Below are 14,711 nucleotides of genomic sequence, written 5' to 3'. Positions count from 1 at the left end.
CCCCTTGGCCTCTCACCCGAAACAACGCGAAAGAGCGGAGATACGTTCCGGAACTGGAGCTTTACCCGAGCGAGAGGGTGGCTTCCAGCAGGAGCTGAGGGGCGACGGACAGCAGGACGGCGGCTCCGGCCGTCAGGGCGACCGCGACCTTGAACGACGGCTCCCACGGCAGGTCGTACCGCTCGGCGGGGGCGGGCCCGAACAGCCGGACCGCCCAGCGCAGGTAGTAGTACAGCCCGATCGCGGTGTTGACGGCCATCACGACGCCCAGCCAGGCGACCGGCTCGCTCAGGACGGCCTTGAACACCAGCACCTTGGCCAGCAGGCCCATGATGCCCGGCGGCAGCCCCGCGAGGCAGACCAGGAAGAACGCCAGCGCCCCGCCGTACCAGGGCGTCACCCGGGCCATGCCGCGGTAGTCGGCCAGCAGGTCGGCCTCCCCGGCTCCCTGACGCGCCCTGAACCCGGTGACGATCGCGAACGCCCCCAGGTTCATGACCGCGTAGAAGGCCAGGTATCCGGCCGTGGCCGCGACCGCCTCCCTGATGTGGAAGACCCCGACGGCCAGCGGCGCGATCATGTACCCCGACTGCGCCACCGACGACCACGCCAGCAGCCGGACGGCCTGCGTCTGCCGCAGCGCCATCACGTTGCCGGCCGTCATCGTCACGGCCGCGAGCACCGCCAGCAGCGGCCCCCAGACGTCCGACTGCTGCGGGAACGCCAGCGTGACGACCAGGGCCAGCCCGGCGAACCCGCCCGCCTTCGACACGACCGACAGGAACGCCGCGACGGGCAGCGGAGCCCCCTGGTAGACGTCCGGCGCCCAGAAGTGGAACGGCACCGCCGCCACCTTGAACCCGAAGCCGACGATCACCATCACGATCCCGGCCGCCAGCACCGGTTCGAGGCCGTCCGGCACGTTCGCGATCGCGATCCGGTCGAAGTGCATCGATCCGGTCGTCCCGTAGACGAGGCTGATCCCGAACAGCAGGACCGCGGCCGACACCACCGACACCAGGAACAGCTTCACCGCGGCCTCGGTGGCCCTGCCGTCGTAGCGGCGCAGCGCGACCAGCGCGAACACCGGCAGCGACAGGGTCTCGAGCCCGACGACCAGCAGCACCAGATCGCGCGCCGCCACCAGCGACAGCACGCCCGCGACAGCGCAGAACAGCAGGAAGAAGTACTCCCCCGCGGGCAGCGAGGTCCGCTCGATCTCCTCCAGCGACAGCAGCACCACCACGAACGCGGCGGCGAGCACGATCCCCTGGAACACGAGCGTGAAGTCGTCGGCGACGTAGGAGCAGGAGGGCGGCCCGTCCCCGCGCAGTTCGCCCGGCACGCAGAACGTCGCGCGCGGGTCGCCGGCGGCCAGCACCAGGACCGCGCCGAAGGCGGCGGCGAGGATTCCGGCGGCTGCCCAGCCCAGCACCCGCCGCGACGCGTCGAACAGGTCGCCCAGCAGGAGCGCGATCGCCCCGGCCGAGATCACGATCAGCGGCGAGAGCGCCGCGTAGTCGATCGACTGGATCATCAGCCTGCTCCGATCAGCGCGCGGACCGGCGCGTCCGTGAGGGCCAGCAAGGTCTTCGGCCAGAGCCCGACCAGCAGGATGAGGACGATCAGCGGCGTCCAGGCGGCCCATTCGAGCGGCCGCACGTCCACCAGGGCCCCGCCGGACGACGGGCGTCCGTGGGTGATCCGGCCGAGGAGCCGCAGGAAGTAGGCCGCGGTCAGCACCGCCCCGATCGCCGCGACGGCCATGAAGGTCACGAAGGTCTCGCGCGGCAGCCCCGCCGACGGCCGGTAGGAGCCGACCAGGGCCATCATCTCGCCCCAGAACCCGGCGAGCCCCGGCAGCCCGAGCGAGGCGACGCACGCGAAGGTCAGCACCGACCCGAGCCGCGGCGCCCGGCCCAGCATCCCGCCGCCGATCTCGGCGAGGGTGCCCGTCCCGTACCGCTCCTTGATGGAGCCGGCCAGGAAGAACAGCAGGCCGGTGATCAGGCCGTGGGCGATGTTGCCGAACAGCGCGGCGTTGATCCCGACCGCGGTCAGCGTCGAGATCCCCAGCAGCACGAAGCCCATGTGCCCGATGGAGGAGTAGGCGATCATCCGCTTGAGGTCGGTCTGGGCCAGGCAGGCCAGCGCCCCGTAGATGATCCCGACGACGGCCAGGCAGCCCAGCCACGGCGCCCAGAACGACGCCCCCTCGGGCAGCCCCGGCACCGCGATCCGGACGAACCCGTAGGTGCCCATCTTCAGCAGCACCCCGGCCAGCAGCACCGATCCGACGGTCGGCGCCTCGGTGTGGGCGTCCGGCAGCCAGGTGTGCAGCGGCCACATCGGCGCCTTGACGGCCAGCCCGATCCCGAGGAACGCGAACGCCGCGACCTGGGTGCCGTGCGTGATCCCGAAACCGTGCGCCTCGGCGATCTTCACCATGTCGAGCGTGCCGGCGCCCGAGGCGAGCAGCAGCAGCCCGACCAGCAGGAACCCGGAGCCGACGAGGGTGTAGATGATGAACTTGTAGGACGCGTGCCGCCGCCCGGGCCCGCCCCACCGCCCGATGATCACGAACATCGGCAGCAGGACGACCTCGAAGAACACGAAGAACAGCAGCAGGTCGAGCGCCAGGAACGTGCCGAGCATCCCGAACTCCAGCAGGAGCAGCAGCGCCGCCAGGAGACCGGGCTCGGCGGTGTCGCGGCGGCCGAGGTGGACGAAGCACAGGAAGGTCAGCAGCGCCGTCAGCACGACCAGCGGCAGCGACACCCCGTCGACGCCCAGGTGGAACCTGATCCCGAGACCCGGAACCCAGGCCCAGTCGGTCGTGTGCTGCATCCGCTCCGGCTCGCCGAAGTCGAACAGCACCCCCATCAGGACCGTCCAGGCGAGCACCAGCCCGGACGCCCACCGGCCGAACACCACGGCGTCCCCGCGGACGAAGAACACCGCGACGGCCACGGCCAGCGTGAGGAGCAGCAGCAGCGCGCTCATGAGAAGACCACCACCGCGAGGACGAGGAACACCGCACCGGCCAGGACGCCGGTCAGATAGGTCTGTGGATTGCCGCCCTGCGGCAGCCGGGCCAGCGCCCCGAGCCGCCGGGTCGCCGGGACGACGCCCTCCACGGCCCCGTCGACGACCTTCACGTCGAACCCCCGGACGGCCCCCGCCAGCCACAGCACGGGCCGCACGATCACCCGGTCGTAGAGGGAGTCCACGTAGAAGGCGTTCGCGAACACCGGACGCAGCCCGCGCAGCCGGGCCGCCGGGTCGCTCGAGGGGGCGTCCTTCCAGGTCAGGTAGGTCACCGCGGCACCGGCCGCGACGAACAGCAGCGACATCGCGGCGGTGCCCGCGTGCGGGCGGAGCTCGTCGGCGCCGAGCCCGCAGAAGCCCACGAACGCCGCGGGGACCGCGAGCAGCACCAGCGGCCACCTCATCAGCGCGGGGGCCTCGTGGGCGCCCTCGGCCGGGGTGCCGAAGAAGGTCAGCAGCCACGCGCGCATCGCGTAGGCGGCGGTCAGGAAGATCGTCGCGAGCATGGCCAGGTAGACCGACCAGGCGACCCAGCCCGGCAGGTCGGGGGCGCCGTCCATGGCGCCGTTGAACGCCAGTTCCTGCGCGCCCTCGACGATCGCGTCCTTGGAGAAGAACCCCGAGAACGGCGGCAGCCCGGCGAGCGCCGCGTACCCGATCGTCATGCAGACGAAGGTGACGGGCATCGCCCTGCGCAGCCCGCCCATCCCGGCCAGCAGGTTCGAGCCGACCGCGTGGATCACGCAGCCCGCTGAGAGGAACAGCAGCGCCTTGAACGCCCCGTGCGTCACGAGGTGGAACATCGCGGCGGTCTTCGCGCCGACGGCCAGCCCCGCCGCCATGTAGGCGAGCTGGCTGATCGTGGAGTAGGCGAGGACGCGCTTGAGGTCGTCCTGGGCGAGTGCGGCGAGCGCGGCTCCGACCATGGAGATCGCGGCGAGCACACCGAGGACCGCCAGCGAGACGGGCGCGGCGAGGAACACCGGGTACAGCCGCGCCACGAGGTAGATCCCGGCCGCGACCATCGTGGCCGCGTGGATGAGCGCGCTGATCGGGGTCGGGCCCGCCATCGCGTCGGGCAGCCAGGTGTGCAGCGGGAACTGGGCGCTCTTGCCCGCGACCCCGCACAGCAGGAGCAGCGCCGCGACGACGACCGTCGTGTGCGGGAGCGACTCCGCGTTCGCCAGGACGGTCGGGATGTCGAAGCCGCCCGCCCCGACGCCCAGCACGATGATCCCGAGCAGGAAGCCCGCGTCGCCGACCCTGGTCACCAGGAACGCCTTGATCGCGGCCCGGGTGTTGGCCCGGTCCTCCCAGTGGTGGCCGATCAGGAAGTAGGAGCAGACGCCCATGATCTCCCAGCCGACGTACAGCAGCAGGAGGTCGCGGGCGAACACCACGAGCAGCATCGCCGAGGTGAACAGCGACACGAACGCGGCGTAGGAGGAGTAGCGAGGCTCGTCGCGCATGTAGGCGACCGAGTACACCTGGACGGCCAGCGCCACGCACCCGACCAGCAGGCCGAGCAGGGCGGCGAGCCCGTCGACCGTCAGCCCGACGGTGATCGGCGCGGTCCCGGTCGGGATCGTCGTCAGCACCCCCGCCCGGGTCGCGGGCGACTGCCACTGGACGGTCGCGATCACGGCGGTGAGCACGGTCATCGCGGCCGTCGGCAGAACCGCGCACAGCACGGGCCCGAGCGCTCCGCGCGCCCCGCCCGTCACCGCTCCCGGCGGACCGGCCTGCGCCTCGGGCGGTGCGGCCTCCCCCTCGGCCTCGGCCGAGACGTGCGCCTCCGACCCCTCGGCCACGACGGGCGTCTCCGCGTCCTGCCTCAGCCCGCCCGCCAGCACCCGGGTCAGCCGCGGGCCGACGAGCAGCCCGAGCACCGCGCCCAGGAACGGCAGCACGATCGCCTGTGCGGCGAGCACCGTCACCGGACCTCCTCGGGTTCCCGGAGGGTGTCCTGCCGGTCGACGTCGATGTTCCGTCGGTTGCGGAACAGCAGCAGCACGATCGCGAGGCCGAGGCCGACCTCGGCCGCCGCGATCACGATCGTGAAGAGGGTGAGGACCTGGCCGCCGTGCAGCCGGTCGCGCAGCCACATGTCGAACGTCACCAGGTTGAGGTTGACGGCGTTCAGCATCAGCTCGGCCGACATCAGCACGAGGATCGCGTTGCGCCGTGCGAGGACCCCGTAGATCCCCACGGAGAACAGCAGCGCGGCGAACACCACCGGATAGACGACGTGCACCTAGTCCTCACCTCCGCCGCGCGACAGCACGATCGCTCCGATCAGCGCCGCGAGCAGCAGCACCGACAGCACCTCGAACGGCAGCACCCAGGTCCTGAACAGCGACTCGCCCACGGCGCCGCCGCTGCCCGACCCCGGCTTCAGGTCGATCTTCGCGTCCTGGAAGCCGCGGACCAGGAGCGTCACGAGCGTCACGCCGGTGGCCCCCGCGACGGCCAGCGCCGCGATCCGGTTGCCCGAGTCCAGCTCGTCCGAGCGGCCGATCGGCGCGCGGGTCAGCATGATCCCGAACAGCAGCAGCACGACGACCGCGCCGACGTAGATGAGGACCTGGACCCAGGCGACGAACTCGGCCGTCAGCACCAGGTACATCCCGGCCAGCGCGCCGAACGACACCACCAGCCACAGCGCGGCGTGGACGAGCTGCCTCGTGGACACCACGAGCACCCCCGACCCCACGGCGAGGACGCCGAGGGCCGAGAAGACGATCTCCTGCGCGGTCACCGGAGCTCCTTGGGCGGGTCGGCGTTGGGCTCGGGCGGCTGCGGCGGCGGGACCGTCCACATCCACTCGCGCAGCCGCTCCTTCTCGTGGGTCAGCTCCGCGACGTCATAGGCGGCGTACTCGAACTCCGGCGACCAGAACAGCGCGTCGAACGGGCAGACCTCGATGCAGATCCCGCAGTACATGCAGAGGGAGTAGTCGATGGCGAACCGGTCGAGGACGTTCCGCGAACGGGCCCTGGCCGACCCCTCGGCGGGCATCGTCTCCTTGTGGGAGTCGATGTAGATGCACCAGTCGGGGCACTCGCGGGCGCACAGCATGCAGACCGTGCAGTTCTCCTCGAACAGCGCGATGACCCCGCGGGAGCGCGGCGGCAGGTCCGGAGCGACCTCCGGGTACTGCCGGGTGACGCTCCGCCGCGTCATCGTCCGGAGGGTGACGGCCAGGCCCTTGGCCAAACCCAGCTTCATGAGATCGCCACCTTCACGACGCCCGTCAGCGCGAGCTGGGCGAGCGAGATCGGCACGAGGTACACCCAGGCCAGCTTCTGGAGCTGGTCCTCCCTGAGCCGGGGATAGGCGACCCGGAACCAGATCACCACGAAGGACAGCGCGAAGATCTTCACCAGGGTCCAGCCGAACCCGTCGAGGAACAGGCCCTTCCAGCCGCCGAGGTACATGACGGTCGTCAGGGAGCACAGCACGAGGATCCCGGCGTACTCCGCGAGCAGGAAGAACGCGAACCGCAGGCCTCCGTACTCGGTGTACGGGCCGAAGATGATCTCCGAGTCGGCCACCGGCATGTCGAACGGCGGCCGCTTCAGCTCGGCGAGCCCCGCGACGAAGAACACGACCGCGGCGCCGGCCTGCCAGAACAGCCACCACCAGCGCCACTCCTCGACGATCCCCGACAGCGAGAGCGTCCCGGCGGCCATCGCCACCGACGCCGCCGCCAGCACCATCGGAAGCTCGTAGGAGACGAGCTGCGCCGCCACCCGCATCCCGCCCAGCAGCGAGTACTTGTTGGCCGACGCCCACCCGGCCATGATCGAGCCGATCACGCCGACGCCCATCACGGCCAGCGCGAAGAACACGCCGAGGGACAGGTCCACCGCGACCTGCCCGGGGCCGACCGGGATCACGCCCAGCACCACCAGGTAGGGCACCAGCGCGACGCCCGGCGCCAGCAGGAAGATCCGCCGGTCGGCCGCGGCCGGGACGGTGTCCTCCTTCTGCGCGAACTTGACCCCGTCGGCGACGAGCTGGGCCCACCCGTGGAAGCCGCCGGCGTACATGGGCCCGAGCCGCCCCTGCATGTGCGCCATCACCTTGTGCTCGGCCTGCCCGATCAGCAGCGGCAGCGTCAGGAACGCGACGGCGACGAGGGCGAGCGCGATGACGTCACGCATGCTCCTCCCCTCCCGGCTGGGGGCCCCACTGGGAGGGCACGCCCGGCGGCAGGTTCTTGCGCCGCGACGGGGCTCCGTGGTCGCCGCCCTCGCCCGGTTCCTTGGCGCCCGGCCACGCCTTGGCGACCCGCGCGGCCAGGACGAAGTCCTTGCGCAGCGGGTTGCCCTCGAAGCCGTCGGGCAGCAGCAGCGGCTTCAGGTCCGGATGCCCTTCGAAGACGACGCCGAACATCTCGAATGTCTCCCTCTCGTGCCAGCCGGCCCCCCTGTACACAGAGACAGCGGACGGCAGCACCGGGGTGTCACGGGGCACCAGGGTCCTGATCAGAAGGTGGTGACGGCCGTCGAGGGAGAACACGTGGACGACGATCCGGAAGCCCTCCTCCAGCTCGTCCACCCCGGTCAGGAAGTCGAAGAAGGCGCAGTCGAGCTCGTCGCGGCCGAACGTCAGGGCCTCGATCCAGCGGGCGACCGGGACGTCCACGGTCAGCTCGCCGAATCCCTCGGCCTGCGCGGCGTCGGCGCCGAAGCGGTCGGCCCAGGCCTCGGCCAGTTCCTCGGTGGTCACCGTTCCGACTCCGGACCCTCGTCGTCGCCGAACCCCGGGACGATGGAGTTGTCGTAGATCTGGGTGGGCCGGGTCTCGACCGGATGCAGCACCGCGGTCGGCTGGTCCGCCTCGGCCAGCAGCGCGGGCGCGGGCACCAGCGGCCGGGTCAGCACCGAGGCCCTGTGCTCCCAGACGCCCGGAGCCGGCGCGTCGTCCTTGAGGTAGCGGTCCGACAGGTTCTCGGCCGCGATCTTCTCCTGGAGCCGGACGATCCCGTGCAGCAGCGCCTCGGGCCGCGGCGGGCAGCCGGGCACGTACACGTCGACGGGGATGAGCTGGTCGACGCCCTTGGTCACGCAGTAGGAGTCCCAGTAGGGGCCGCCGCAGTTGGCGCACGACCCGAAGGAGATGACGTACTTCGGCTCGGGCATCTGCTCGTACAGCCGCTTCACCGCGGGCGCCATCTTGTCGCTGACCGTCCCGGAGACGACCATGAGGTCGGCCTGGCGCGGCCCCGGCGCGAAGGGGATGACGCCGAGACGGATGAAGTCGTGCCGCGCCATGGACGTCGCGATGAACTCGATCGCGCAGCAGGCGAGGCCGAAGTTGAACACCCACAGCGAGTACCGCCGCCCCCAGTTGAGGACGAACCTGACCGGCTTCGGCGCGACCTTCGACAGCGGGCCGAGCGTCGGCTCCGGAAGGTCGACTACACCCACGAGAGCACTCCCTTCTTGTACGCGTACAGCAACCCGACCGCGAGGAACCCGAGGAAGACGAACATCTCCCCGAGAGTCACACCTCCGTAACCCTCGGCACTGAAGATCGTGGCCCAGGGGAAAAGGAAGACCGCGTCCACGGCGAACACCACGTACAGATAGGTGAACACGTAGTAGCGGACGTAAGACTGAGCCCAGCCCTCACCGACGGGATCGATCCCGCACTCGTAGGTCAGGAGCTTCTCGCGCGTGGGCCTTGTGGGCCGCAGCAGGCGGTTGGCCGTCAGACCGCCCGCGACGATCGCGCCGCCGATGGCGAACAGGACGGCGACGAGTACATAGGAGCTGTAGTAGTCGCGCACACGGGAGAGAGTAGACCAGCGTGCGGAACCATCATCGTGCGGCTTGCGTCCGTCTTTACGGATCTCGCGGACAAACATAAGGTCTCGCCAAGTACAAGCGTTATACGGGGTGGTGCGGTAGATGAGTCAGGACCAGAACTGGCAGCCTCCGGGGCAGGACCCGGAGACCCAGCAGGACTGGCCTCAGGGTCCGCAGACACCACCTCCGGGGTGGGCACCGCAGGCTCAGGGGCAGGACCAGCCGAACCCGCCGGGCTGGGGACAGCCCCAGCAGCCGGCGCAGGGGCAGCAGGGTTGGGACCAGCAGAACCAGCCGACGGGCTGGGCCCCGCAGACGCCGCTCCAGCAGCCGCAGGGTGGCCAGAATCCGCCGCAGGGCTGGAGTCCGGGACCCCAGACGCCGCCGCCCGGATGGGCGCCGCAGACCCCGCAGACCCCGCCGCCGGGATGGGCCCCGCAGGGTCCGCAGACCCCGCCGCCGGGCGCCTGGCAGCCGCCCGGCCAGCACTACGGCCCGCAGCCTCCCGGTTACCTCCCGCAGGGTCAGTTCGCCCAGCCGGGCCGTAAGAACAAGGGCGCGGTCATCGCGGTGGCGATCGCGGGCGTGGCGGTTCTCGCCCTCGTGGCCGCTGTGGTCTTCGTCGCATTCAGCGGTGACGAGAAGACCCCGGTGAAGATCGTCCCGCCGCAGGACAAGAGCGCGGCCGCGGCGACGACCCTCAAGACCGTCCCCGGCCTGCACTACGTCGGCACCTTCGAGTCCGGTGGCGACACCATCCAGGCTGACGTTTCGATCACCCGGTCGGGTTCGGTGGCGGGCCAGCTCACCATCGACGGCGACCAGGTCGAGCTCATGGTCGTCGACGGCGGCACGTACGTGAAGGCTCCCCGCTCCTACTGGCGCAAGCAGAGCGACGTCGGCGAGGCCGGATCGGCCGGTTACGCCGACCGCTGGGCCAAGGCGCCGGCCGCGCTGTCGGGATTCGACCTGCGCGGCAAGCTGCTGCCGTCCCAGCTCGGTGACGGTGTCTCCAAGGCGCAGCCGCTCGTCCCGCCGACCGGCCAGCCGACGGCCGAGGCGATCGCGGGCACCCAGGCGATCGGCTTCGAGGGCACCGACTACCAGTACTACGTCTCCGACGCCGCGCCGTACAAGCTCGTCAAGATCAAGGGCGGCGGCGCCCAGACCTTCGACCTCGATGTGACGGAACTCACCGCGGCCCAGATGGGCGACGTCTTCACCCAGCTCAAGGACAAGGTCAAGAACGGCCTGTCCGGCGCCCCCGACCCGACGGCGCGCGTCGTCTTCCAGGGCAAGTTCCTGGCCAAGAGCTGCAACCCGAACGGCTGCACCATCGAGTCGACCTACCGCAACACCGGCTCCAGCAACGCCCTGGTCATCTACGAGGTCGTGCTCACCAAGGGCGGCAAGGCCGGCGGCCCCCGCCTGGGCACCTGCAAGGCGGGCGCCAAGTCCATCAAGCCGGGCACCTCGGTCAAGATCAGCTGCCGGGTGACCGACAAGGCCTGGCAGAACTGGGTGAAGAGCATCCGCGGGAAGTCCAGCTACTGGGTCGACCCGTCGATCACCGTCCAGGCCGTCGACGGAGCCAAGGTGGACGACCTCATCGGGAAGCTCGACCAGGAACAGCAGGGTGCGTAATTAACCCCTGATTCCGGTTGGGTACATTGTCGCCCGTCCGTAAACGCCCCTGGCGAGTGGACGGGAGACATTTGTGATACATCCGGTATTGCACGGGGCTCTCACCTCTGGCGGCCCTCCTGATCTACTGGGCCACCAGAGGTTCACGGCGCGGGGTCTCACAGTCCGAGACGGCGTGAAAGCGCACGTCAGCTCGGACGTAACATAAGCACAAAGCCCTAGTAGCCCTCCTGTCCCAGGTCCAAACCCCCGGGGCCAGCTGGGTTGCGCGTCGAGGAGGTTGAATCCTCTGTGACCAAACAGGTCCAGCAGCTCGACCGCGTCATCATCCGCTTCGCCGGTGACTCCGGTGACGGAATGCAGTTGACCGGCGACCGCTTCACCGCCGAGACGGCGGAGTTCGGCAACGACATCTCGACGCTGCCCAACTTCCCTGCCGAGATTCGCGCTCCCGCCGGCACCCTCCCGGGTGTCTCCAGCTTCCAGCTGCACTTCGCCGACCACGACATCCTTACCCCGGGTGACGCGCCGAACGTGCTGGTCGCCATGAACCCGGCCGCGTTGAAGGCGAACATCAGCGACCTGCCCAAGGGCGCCGACGTGATCGTCAACACCGACGAGTTCACCAAGCGGAATCTGGCGAAGGTCGGCTACGACGGCTCACCCGTGGACGACGGCTCGCTGTCGGACTACCGGGTCCACGCCCTCCCCCTCACCTCCATGACCGTCAAGGCCCTCGAGGACTTCGAGCTCTCCAAGAAGGACGCCGAGCGCGCGAAGAACATGTTCGCCCTCGGCCTGCTCTCCTGGCTGTACCACCGGCCGGTCGAGTCGACCGTCTCCTTCCTCGAGAAGAAGTTCGCGAAGAAGCCCGAGATCATGAAGGCCAACATCGCGGCCTTCCAGGCGGGCTGGTCCTTCGGTGAGACCACCGAGGACTTCTCCACCTCCTACGAGGTGAAGCCCGCCGCGCTCGCCCCCGGCCTCTACCGGCAGATCACCGGCAACACCGCGCTCGCGTGGGGCCTGATCGCGGCGGGGGAACGGTCCGGCCTGGAGCTGTTCCTCGGCTCCTACCCGATCACCCCGGCCTCGGACATCCTGCACGAGCTGTCGAAGTACAAGAACTTCGGCGTCCGGACCTTCCAGGCCGAGGACGAGATCGCGGCCGTCGGCGCGGCGCTGGGCGCCTCGTTCGGCGGGGCCCTGGGCCTCACCACGACCTCCGGTCCCGGTGTGGCGCTGAAGGCCGAGACGATCGGGCTCGCGGTGGCCGTCGAGCTGCCGCTGCTGATCGTCAACGTGCAGCGCTCCGGCCCGTCCACGGGCCTGCCGACCAAGACCGAGCAGGCCGACCTGCTCCAGGCCCTGTTCGGCCGGAACGGCGAGTCGCCCGTCCCGGTGATCGCTCCGCTGTCCCCCGCGGACTGCTTCGCGGCGGCGGTCGAGGCGGCCCGGATCGCGGTCAAGTACCGCACCCCGGTGTTCATCCTCTCCGACGGCTACCTCGCCAACGGCTCCGAGCCGTGGAAGCTGCCCGAGGTCGAGGATCTGCCGATCATCGAGGCGAACTTCGCGGAGGCCAACCAGGAGGACTTCCAGCCCTTCAAGCGCGACCCCGAGACCCTGGCCCGCCCCTGGGCGATCCCGGGCACGGCCGGTCTGGAGCACCGGATCGGCGGCCTGGAGAAGGCCGACGGCTCGGGCAACATCTCCTACGACCCGGCCAACCACGACCTGATGACCCGCCTGCGCCAGGCCAAGGTCGACGGCATCGCCAACGACGTCGACCCGCTGCGGGTCGACGACCCCGACGGCGACGCCCGGGTCCTGGTCCTCGGCTGGGGCGGCACCTACGGCGCCATCTCGGCGGCCGTCCGCCGGGTCCGCAAGGCCGGCGGGAAGGTCGCCCAGGCCCACCTGCGCCACCTCAACCCCTTCCCGGCCAACACCGAGGAAGTGCTGAAGTCCTACGACAAGGTGATCGTGCCCGAGATCAACCTCGGTCAGCTCGCCCTGCTGCTGCGCGGCAAGTACCTCGTCGACGTCATCAGCTACAACCGCGTGCGCGGCCTGCCGTTCAAGGCCGAAGAGCTCGCCGACGTGATCCGGGATGTGATGGGCAATGAGTGAGGCACTCGCACTGGTTCCGAAGTCCGAGGTCAAGCTCGGTCTGAAGGACTTCAAGACCGACCAGGAGGTGCGCTGGTGCCCCGGATGCGGTGACTACGCCATCCTCGCGGCCGTGCAGAGCTTCATGCCGGAGCTGGGGATCAAGCGCGAGAACACCGTGTTCATCTCGGGCATCGGCTGCTCGTCGCGGTTCCCGTACTACATGAACACCTACGGGTTCCACTCGATCCACGGGCGCGCCCCGGCGATCGCGACCGGGCTCGCCTCGGCGCGCGAGGACCTGTCGGTGTGGGTCGTGACGGGCGACGGCGACTCGCTGTCCATCGGCGGCAACCATCTGATCCACGCGCTGCGGCGCAACGTGAACATCAAGATCCTGATGTTCAACAACCGGATCTACGGCCTGACCAAGGGCCAGTACTCGCCCACCTCCGAGACCGGCAAGATCACCAAGTCCTCTCCGATGGGCTCGGTCGACTCGCCGTTCAACCCGATCTCACTCGCCATCGGCGCCGAGGCCTCGTTCGTCGCGCGGACCCTCGACTCCGACCGTCAGCACCTCCAGTCGGTGCTGCGGCAGGCGGCCCAGCACCGCGGCGCGGCGCTGGTCGAGATCTACCAGAACTGCAACATCTTCAACGACAACGCGTTCGAGCCGATGAAGGACCCCGACGTCCGCGACGACGTCACGATCAGGCTCGAGCACGGTCAGCCCATCCTGTTCGGCAAGGAGCGGGAGAAGGCCCTGGTCAGGGACGGCTTCGGCTTCAAGGTCGGAGCGCCGGGCGACGCCGACGTCGTCGTCCACGACGCCGAGACCACCGACCCGTCGCTGGCGTTCGCGCTGTCGCGGCTCGACCAGCCGGCCTTCACCCACGTCCCGATCGGGGTGTTCCGTTCGGCCCCCCGCCCGGCCTACGACGAACTCCTCAACGGCCAGGTCGGCGAGGCCAAGGCCCAGAAGGGCCGCGGCAGCCTGACCGACCTGCTCCAGGGCGGCGACACCTGGCGCGTCGACTAGTTCCTTCCCCGCACCACCCTGTTCCACGACGGGCCTTCCGCGAGTGCGGAGGGCCCGCCGCATTTCTGGAAGACTGTCCGCGTGCGCAGACCCGCGAAGACGACCCTCCTGGCCTCGATCATCGTGATCGGGCTGTGCTCGGCCGCCGTCGTGATGACCGGTGTGCTGATCGCCGTGGCCCGCAGCAGCCAGACCACCCTCGCCACCCCGCTGTCGATCTACCCGGTCGCCGGGGCGACGTCGGGGCGGACCTGCCAGCAGGTGGGCGTCGCGGGCTTCGACGGCCCCGAACCGGCCTGCTACCAGATCAACGAAGAGGGCCTGAAGGTCACCAAGGTCGGCGACGTGAAGGTGAAGCGGCTGCCCGACGACACCTTCGGGCTCTCGGTCCAGCTCATCGGGGCCGACAAGAAGAAGTTCGGCGAGATCACCCGGTCGAACCTGCAGAAGCAGCTCGCCCTGGTCGTCAACGGGCGGGTCGTGACCGCGCCCAAGGTCGACTCGCCGATCACCGGGGGCGGGCTGCTGATCACCGGCCAGTTCACCAGGCCCGCAGCGGACAAGCTGGCCCACGACCTCACCGGAACCTGACCGTTCCTTGGGCTTGCCCACAGCCGCGGGCAGGAACGAAGCCCCCATGAGCGACAAACTGGACGACCAGATCATGGGACGGCTCGGCGACCGTCAGCTCGGCGAGATCGCCACGCTGCTGGGCACCGACACCGAGACCGCCCGCAGCACGGTCCGCACCGCGCTCCCCTCGATCATCGAGGAGATCCAGGTCCAGGAGCCGCCGCGGCAGACCGTCAAGGGGGCCGCCGCCGTCGCGGGCGGCGGCATGATCGGCGGCGCGGTCCTCACCAAGGCGCTCGACCCGCTCGCCCGGAAGCTCGCCCAGAAGACGGGTCTTCCGCACGCCCAGATCAAGAGCGTCCTGGCCGTGCTCGCACCGATCGCGATCAGCGTGGTCGGCTCCCAGATGCGCAAGCGCAAGGCCGTCCCTGGCAAGGTCGAGCCCGAACCCGGCCCGGAGACGCGTCTCTAGGGCG

General features: G+C 70.1%; 15 protein-coding genes. 5 read left to right on the top strand and 10 right to left on the bottom strand.

Annotated features, from left to right (window positions below; all coding sequences use genetic code 11):
- Window positions 1-61: 61 nt before the first annotated feature.
- Genes ABD785_RS33705 through ABD785_RS33660 form a run of 10 tightly spaced genes read right to left on the bottom strand, consistent with a single transcriptional unit; the run spans window position 62 to window position 8,845 of the window.
- A complete protein-coding gene (locus tag ABD785_RS33705) occupies window positions 62-1,537 on the bottom strand; it encodes an NADH-quinone oxidoreductase subunit N (protein WP_344836537.1) in 1,476 nt (491 codons plus the stop codon).
- On the bottom strand, window positions 1,537-3,003 hold the full coding sequence (locus tag ABD785_RS33700) for a complex I subunit 4 family protein (protein WP_344836534.1): 1,467 nt from the start codon (window positions 3,001-3,003) through the stop codon (window positions 1,537-1,539). The genes ABD785_RS33705 and ABD785_RS33700 overlap by 1 nt, the downstream gene beginning before the upstream one ends.
- On the bottom strand, window positions 3,000-4,985 hold the full coding sequence (locus tag ABD785_RS33695; RefSeq protein WP_344836532.1) for an NADH-quinone oxidoreductase subunit 5 family protein: 1,986 nt from the start codon (window positions 4,983-4,985) through the stop codon (window positions 3,000-3,002). The genes ABD785_RS33700 and ABD785_RS33695 overlap by 4 nt, the downstream gene beginning before the upstream one ends.
- Window positions 4,982-5,302 carry an NADH-quinone oxidoreductase subunit NuoK gene (nuoK, locus tag ABD785_RS33690; RefSeq protein ID WP_344836531.1) on the bottom strand — a complete coding sequence of 107 codons (321 nt, stop codon included), beginning with the start codon at window positions 5,300-5,302 and terminating at the stop codon, window positions 4,982-4,984. The genes ABD785_RS33695 and nuoK overlap by 4 nt, the downstream gene beginning before the upstream one ends.
- A complete protein-coding gene (locus ABD785_RS33685; protein WP_344836529.1) occupies window positions 5,303-5,806 on the bottom strand; it encodes an NADH-quinone oxidoreductase subunit J family protein in 504 nt (167 codons plus the stop codon).
- Complete coding sequence (locus tag ABD785_RS33680) at window positions 5,803-6,276, bottom strand: NuoI/complex I 23 kDa subunit family protein (RefSeq protein ID WP_344836527.1); 474 nt, start codon at window positions 6,274-6,276, stop codon at window positions 5,803-5,805. Before ABD785_RS33680 ends, ABD785_RS33685 begins: the two co-directional genes overlap by 4 nt.
- Window positions 6,273-7,214, bottom strand: a complete 942-nt coding sequence (locus tag ABD785_RS33675) for a complex I subunit 1/NuoH family protein (RefSeq protein ID WP_344836525.1) — start codon at window positions 7,212-7,214, stop codon at window positions 6,273-6,275. The genes ABD785_RS33680 and ABD785_RS33675 overlap by 4 nt, the downstream gene beginning before the upstream one ends.
- On the bottom strand, window positions 7,207-7,782 hold the full coding sequence (locus tag ABD785_RS33670; RefSeq protein ID WP_344836523.1) for an NADH-quinone oxidoreductase subunit C: 576 nt from the start codon (window positions 7,780-7,782) through the stop codon (window positions 7,207-7,209). Before ABD785_RS33670 ends, ABD785_RS33675 begins: the two co-directional genes overlap by 8 nt.
- Entirely contained in the window at window positions 7,779-8,483 is a 705-nt protein-coding gene (locus tag ABD785_RS33665) for an NADH-quinone oxidoreductase subunit B (protein ID WP_425547852.1), read from the bottom strand. The genes ABD785_RS33670 and ABD785_RS33665 overlap by 4 nt, the downstream gene beginning before the upstream one ends.
- Window positions 8,474-8,845 carry an NADH-quinone oxidoreductase subunit A gene (locus ABD785_RS33660; RefSeq protein WP_344836520.1) on the bottom strand — a complete coding sequence of 124 codons (372 nt, stop codon included), beginning with the start codon at window positions 8,843-8,845 and terminating at the stop codon, window positions 8,474-8,476. The genes ABD785_RS33665 and ABD785_RS33660 overlap by 10 nt, the downstream gene beginning before the upstream one ends.
- A 121-nt stretch (window positions 8,846-8,966) precedes the next feature.
- Here ABD785_RS33660 and ABD785_RS33655 point away from each other — a divergent pair, with 121 nt between their 5' ends.
- The 5 genes from ABD785_RS33655 (at window position 8,967) to ABD785_RS33635 (ending at window position 14,707) form a co-directional block, all read left to right on the top strand.
- Window positions 8,967-10,508 carry a hypothetical protein gene (locus ABD785_RS33655; RefSeq protein ID WP_344836517.1) on the top strand — a complete coding sequence of 514 codons (1,542 nt, stop codon included), beginning with the start codon at window positions 8,967-8,969 and terminating at the stop codon, window positions 10,506-10,508.
- Window positions 10,509-10,799: 291 nt separating this feature from the next.
- Complete coding sequence (locus ABD785_RS33650; RefSeq protein ID WP_344836515.1) at window positions 10,800-12,641, top strand: 2-oxoacid:acceptor oxidoreductase subunit alpha; 1,842 nt, start codon at window positions 10,800-10,802, stop codon at window positions 12,639-12,641.
- Entirely contained in the window at window positions 12,634-13,662 is a 1,029-nt protein-coding gene (locus ABD785_RS33645) for a 2-oxoacid:ferredoxin oxidoreductase subunit beta (protein WP_344836513.1), read from the top strand. Before ABD785_RS33650 ends, ABD785_RS33645 begins: the two co-directional genes overlap by 8 nt.
- Before the next feature lie 81 nt (window positions 13,663-13,743).
- Complete coding sequence (locus ABD785_RS33640; protein ID WP_344836511.1) at window positions 13,744-14,253, top strand: SecDF P1 head subdomain-containing protein; 510 nt, start codon at window positions 13,744-13,746, stop codon at window positions 14,251-14,253.
- A 46-nt stretch (window positions 14,254-14,299) separates the two neighbouring features.
- Window positions 14,300-14,707 carry a DUF937 domain-containing protein gene (locus ABD785_RS33635; RefSeq protein WP_344836508.1) on the top strand — a complete coding sequence of 136 codons (408 nt, stop codon included), beginning with the start codon at window positions 14,300-14,302 and terminating at the stop codon, window positions 14,705-14,707.
- Window positions 14,708-14,711 lie beyond the last annotated feature (4 nt).

It is taken from the genome of Actinocorallia longicatena (genome assembly GCF_039534125.1).
GTDB lineage: Bacteria > Actinomycetota > Actinomycetes > Streptosporangiales > Streptosporangiaceae > Actinocorallia > Actinocorallia longicatena.
This window is presented reverse-complemented; position numbering and strand designations above follow the sequence as displayed.